Source organism: Kitasatospora sp. NPDC056783, assembly GCF_042789895.1.
Lineage (GTDB): Bacteria > Actinomycetota > Actinomycetes > Streptomycetales > Streptomycetaceae > Kitasatospora.
Window position 1 is genome coordinate 1 of the sequence record NZ_JBHUAF010000526.1, and the last position, 4,684, is coordinate 4,684.

At 76.4% G+C, this 4,684-nt stretch carries 4 protein-coding genes and 1 pseudogene; 3 read left to right on the forward strand and 2 right to left on the reverse strand.

The genetic code is table 11. The annotated features are described in order from the left end of the window. Positions 1-44: 44 nt before the first annotated feature. A complete protein-coding gene (locus tag ACFRMQ_RS38405) occupies positions 45-1,667 on the reverse strand; it encodes a tetratricopeptide repeat protein (RefSeq protein WP_380735522.1) in 1,623 nt (540 codons plus the stop codon). 263 nt (positions 1,668-1,930) lie between these two features. Between ACFRMQ_RS38405 and ACFRMQ_RS38410 the strand changes: the two genes are divergently transcribed. The 3 genes from ACFRMQ_RS38410 (at position 1,931) to ACFRMQ_RS38420 (ending at position 4,114) form a co-directional block, all read left to right on the forward strand. After that, positions 1,931-2,443: a hypothetical protein gene (locus tag ACFRMQ_RS38410; protein WP_380735523.1), complete on the forward strand. Its 513-nt coding sequence runs from the start codon at positions 1,931-1,933 to the stop codon at positions 2,441-2,443. A 105-nt stretch (positions 2,444-2,548) separates the two neighbouring features. Continuing rightward, positions 2,549-3,454, forward strand: coding sequence for a spermidine synthase (locus ACFRMQ_RS38415; RefSeq protein WP_380735524.1), 906 nt, complete (start codon positions 2,549-2,551; stop codon positions 3,452-3,454). A gap of 192 nt (positions 3,455-3,646) precedes the next feature. Beyond that, on the forward strand, positions 3,647-4,114 hold the full coding sequence (locus ACFRMQ_RS38420; RefSeq protein ID WP_380735525.1) for a GNAT family N-acetyltransferase: 468 nt from the start codon (positions 3,647-3,649) through the stop codon (positions 4,112-4,114). 78 nt (positions 4,115-4,192) lie between these two features. Here ACFRMQ_RS38420 and ACFRMQ_RS38425 read toward each other — a convergent pair. Then, positions 4,193-4,684 (reverse strand): annotated as a pseudogene (locus tag ACFRMQ_RS38425) (hypothetical protein); the annotation flags it as partial.

The following is a 4,684-nucleotide window of genomic DNA, read 5'->3' on the forward strand; positions in this document are numbered from 1 at the left end:
GCGGGGGTGCCCCGGGGATTCCCCGGGGCACCCCGGGACGCGTCCTACGCGGCCGTGGCCCGGTCGTAGTCGGTCAGGAACCGGCGCACCTCGGGCACCACGACGTGCGGGCGCAGCCGTCCGGCGGTGTCCGCGAGCATGCCCCTGATCCGGGCCGAGCGGACGTCGCCGAAGAGCGCCACGGCGGCCGAACCGTGGTGCGCCGCGCCCGCCAGGTCCCCGCGCCCGAGCCGGTCGTGGGCCAGCTCGGCGGTGTACAGCACCCGGTTGCGGACGAAGTGCGGCTTCTGGAGCGTTATCGCCAGCCCGGCCTGCTCGCTGGCGCGGTCCCAGTCGCCGAGCGCCGACCAGCACTGCGACTGGAGGCCGGCGATCTCGGCCTCGCCGAAGAAGGACATCCACTCCGGGTCCCGCTCGCCCGGCCCGCGGTCGAACAGCGCGTACGCCCGGCCGAGCGCGCGCTCGCAGGAGGTGCGGTCCTGGAGCAGCGCCCAGGCACCGGCCTCACGCATGGTCAGCAGGGCGAGCAGCCGTTCGGAGCCCAGCTCCTGGGCGGCGACCTGCCCGGCCTGCGCGGCGCGCAGTGCCTCGCGGGGGCGGCCGGCGTCCCGGGCGAGGAAGGCGCTGTTGCAGAAGACGTGCGCCTCCAGTGCGGGATCGCCGGCCATCCGGGCGGTGGCGAGCGCCTCGGCGTAGAACGAGCGGGCGTCGGCGAGCCGGTTCGAGTCGTGAGCCAACCAGCCGACCGAGATGGCGAGTTCGCCCGCCCCGGCCTGGAGTCTGCGCTCCGTCTCGGGGCTGTACTCGCACTCGTTGAGCAGCACGTACGCGTTGCGCAGCGACTGCCCGGCGAGCTCGTACAGGGCGTCGGCGCCGTGCGCGTCGTCGGCGAACCGGATCTCCCGGACGGCCTGTTCGACGCCGAGCACCTCGGCGGCGCCGACCCGGCGCAGCGGCGCCACCGGCCAGGGCCTGCCGGGCACCAGAGGCTCCGCGCCGAGCAGTGACGGTGCGGTGAACTCCGCACCGGGAAGGGCGCCTTGGCCGGTGAGCGCGGTGGAGGCGCCGTCGGCGCCGGCCTGCTGACCGGCGGCCGCGGCCGGTCGGTCGATGCCGATCACGGCGGCCAGCGCGGTGGTGCCGCCGGCCAGGAACGTACGGCGACGCACGTCGTCGTTCTCCTCGTCGAGATAGGGCGATCCATCGGGCCCCCGGGGCACCGTGCCGGGGCCCCGCCACGGGGGCCCATCCGGAGCGGTTGGATCCGCGTACGGCGAGGCAGCGTACGGGAGTTGAGTGGAGAGTGGTGAGCGGGGGGCGGGCGGGGACGGGAACGTCGGGTGGAGCGTAGGCAGTTGGGGCGGCCCACCGCCGCCGTCCGCCGGGCGGCGGCGGGCGGAGGCCCGGGGGGTGAAGCCGAGGTCGGCGAGCGTGCGGTCCGGCCACATGTGCCGGAACACCCGCTCGTAGGCGTAGTTGGGGCAGCGGATCTCACCGGACTCGACCCGTCCGACGTAGCGGGCGTCGCAGGAGACGTGCTCGCCGATCTCGCGGGCGGCCCTGCGGACGGCCGTGGCGAACTCGCCCGGAGAGCGGTCGCCGCGCAGCGCGCGCATCACGGTGTTGGGGGACGGTCGGTTCGGCTCGGCCGGTGGGGTGGCTGCCATGGCGCCGAGAGTACTCGGAGTCACCACCTGGCCACAGTCGGTTTGCGGGACAACTGCTGTCAATCCCGGGCAAAAGGGGCGATGTTGCGGGATATCCGCCATGAAATGCCATGCCTTGCTGTAAGACGCCCCGTGGCCTGCGGTGCGCCCGCCACGTTGTCCTGGTACGAGGAAAAAGCCCACGCCGTCGCCCCGGCCCGTCCCAGCCCGGTGGCCCCTTCCCGCGGCTGCGCTTCCGGATCCGAGGTACAGGAGGGCCCCCGATGGCCACCGGACTGCCGAAGTACCGACCCGTCCCCGGGGGAGTGCTCGCCGGCACCGCTCCCGCTCTGCTCCCCGAACCCGCCGACGACCGGGCCTCCGGCCGGGGCCCGGTCCAGGGCGGCCGCACGTCCTGCGGCGGCCGCCGGCGCGAGCGCTCCGCCCCCGACGAGAGCGTCCTCGTCACCGCGTGCGACACCGTGACCGTCGCCCTGCGGCACGGCCTGGAGGCCGTCGACATCCTGAGACTCCGCCGCGCCTGCGGAGCCGTCCTGCAGAGCCGCAACGGCAGCACCGTCTCCTTCCTCGTCCCGGCCGGCACCTGGGAGACCTGGCACCTGCCGGGCAGCTCCTGTACGGCGGGCGCCCTGGTGCCCGCCGCCGCCGACCCGCGCTGGGTGATCCCGCCCTCCGGCGCCGGCCGCACCGCGCGCCCCACCGACGCCTGGGTGCTCCGCTCCGCCCTCTGCGAGGCCGCCTGCACGCTCACCGCGGGCGGCCTCGGCCCGTTCTAGCGGGCGTGCCGTACGGACCCGCGCCGGGCCCCGGAGCCTCCGGCCGGGCCCCGCCGTACGCCCCTGACCTGTGGGTGTCCCTCCTCGGCGGCGATAATGGCCGGCATGGGACGAAGCAGCAGGGCCGCCCGCGGCAGTGAACCGGCGGCCACCACCGGACCGGGCGGGCGCGGCCACGCCCAGGGCCCGCTCAGCCGTCCCGTCGGCTCCGGCCTGGCCGAGCTGCGCCCCGACCGTGACCGTCCCGCCGCCTGGACGCTGCTGATCGACGGCGCCCCGCAGTCCCTGGTCGACCTCGCCGACCCCACCCACCTCGGTTTCGAGTACCAGCGCCGGCTCGGCCACCTGATCGACCTGGTCGCCCCGCCCGGCCGCCCGCTGACCGTCCTGCACCTCGGCGGCGGCGCCCTCACCCTGGCCCGCTACGTCGCGGCGACCCGACCGCGCTCCCGCCAGCAGGTCGCCGAGATCGACACCGAACTCACCGAACTCGTCCGCACCGAACTGCCGTTGGAGCGCGGCTGGCAGATCAAGGTGCGTGGCGCGGACGCCCGCGCCGTACTGGAACGCACCCCGGAGGGCAGCGTCGACCTGGTGATCACCGACGTCTTCTCCGGGGCCCGCACCCCGGCCCACTGCACCACCGTCGAGTTCACCGCCCTCGCCGCCCGCGCCCTCGCCCCCGGCGGCTGGTACACCGCCAACATCGCCGACGGCGGCGCCCTGCCGTTCGCCCGCTCCCAGGTCGCCACGCTCGGCGCGGTCTTCCCCGAGCTGTGCCTGATCGCCGACCCCGCCGTGCTGCGCGGCAAGCGCTTCGGCAACCTCGTCCTGGCGGCCGCCCACATCCCGCTGCCGACCGCCGACCTCACCCGCCGCGCCGCCTCCGACGCCGCCCACGCCCGGGTCGAACACGGGCGCGCCCTCACCGACTTCGCGGCCGGCGCCACCCCGGCGACGGACGCCACCGCGGCGCCTTCCCCGGAACCGCCGCCGGGGGTGTTCCGCTGACGTGGGCGCCGCGGTGACGGTGGCGCCGCGGTGACGGGGTGGTCCCCTCGTCCGGGGTTCCGGTGATGCGCCGCGGGCTTTCCGTCGGCCGGGCACCGCGCCGGATCCCGGGCCCGGCCGAAACCGTTGGTGGACGGCCGGACCGCGGCCGAGAATGGCACCGCCGTCCGGCCGCCGACCCGAGGAGACACCATGGACATCAGACCGGCCCGGCCGGACGAGGCCGCGCTGCTCACCGGCATCGCGCTGCGCGCCAAGGCGTACTGGGGTTACGACGAGGCGTTCATGGCCGCCTGCCGGGCGGAGCTGACCGTGGACGCCGAGGCGATCGAGCGGTCGGCCACGCTGGTCGCGGAGGACGACGGGCGGGTGCTCGGGTTCGCCGCGCTCTCCGGCACGCCGCCGACCGGGTCGCTGGACCAGCTCTTCGTCGAGCCCGAGTCGATCGGTCGCGGCGTCGGCCGGGCCCTGTTCGAGCGGGCCCGGGAGCGCGCCGGGGCGCTCGGGCTGCGCCGGTTCCTGATCGAATCCGATCCGAACGCCGAGCCGTTCTACCTGGCGATGGGCGCCGCCCGGATCGGCGGCGTCCCGTCCGGCTCGATCCCGGGGCGCGAACTCCCGCTGCTGGTCCTGGAACTGGCGGCGGCCACCGGAGCGTAGGGGGTCGTCGGCCGCCTCCGATCCGCTCGGTGCCCGCGCTCGGTGCCCGTCTTCAGCGTCCTTCTTCAATGCCCTTCTTCAGTGCCCGCGCGGCAGCCCGCGATGCTTGCACAGGGCAGCTCCGGTGAGCAGCAGTCCGGCGGCGATGGGGGCGAGGACGGCGGTCGCGGTGGCGGAGCCGTCGCCCGAGGCGGTCGCCGCGGCGGTGTCGGCGGCGGTCACCCTCTCGGGCGTCCCGCTGCCGGACACGGGGGGAGTCGTGGCGTCGGCCGCCCGGCCGGTCTCGGCAGTGGCGCCGGCCTCGGTGACGGCCGTGGCCGCCGCCTCCCGGGCCGGGGGATCCTGCGCGGCCCCGCGCTGTGGTGGAAGGACGGGGCGGGCGAGGCCGGTGCTGCGTCCGGCGAGGGAGGACGGGCCGGCCTGGTCGTCCTCCCGGGCGGCGCGGGCCTCGGCGGCCCATGCCTGGGCGGGGAGGGCGCCGAGCAGGCCGGAGGCGAGCGCGAAGGCGTCGGGGACGGCCGCCCGTTGACCGGGCAGTGGCAGCCCGCCGGCCCGGATCCGGTCCTGGAG

Excerpts from the sequence above, each read along its gene's own strand:
- ACFRMQ_RS38405 (WP_380735522.1), bottom strand. The coding sequence starts at position 1,667 with ATGGCAGCCACCCCACCGGCCGAGCCGAACCGACCGTCCCCCAACACC.
- ACFRMQ_RS38410 (WP_380735523.1), top strand. The coding sequence starts at position 1,931 with ATGGCCACCGGACTGCCGAAGTACCGACCCGTCCCCGGGGGAGTGCTC.
- ACFRMQ_RS38415 (WP_380735524.1), top strand. The coding sequence starts at position 2,549 with ATGGGACGAAGCAGCAGGGCCGCCCGCGGCAGTGAACCGGCGGCCACC.
- ACFRMQ_RS38420 (WP_380735525.1), top strand. The coding sequence starts at position 3,647 with ATGGACATCAGACCGGCCCGGCCGGACGAGGCCGCGCTGCTCACCGGC.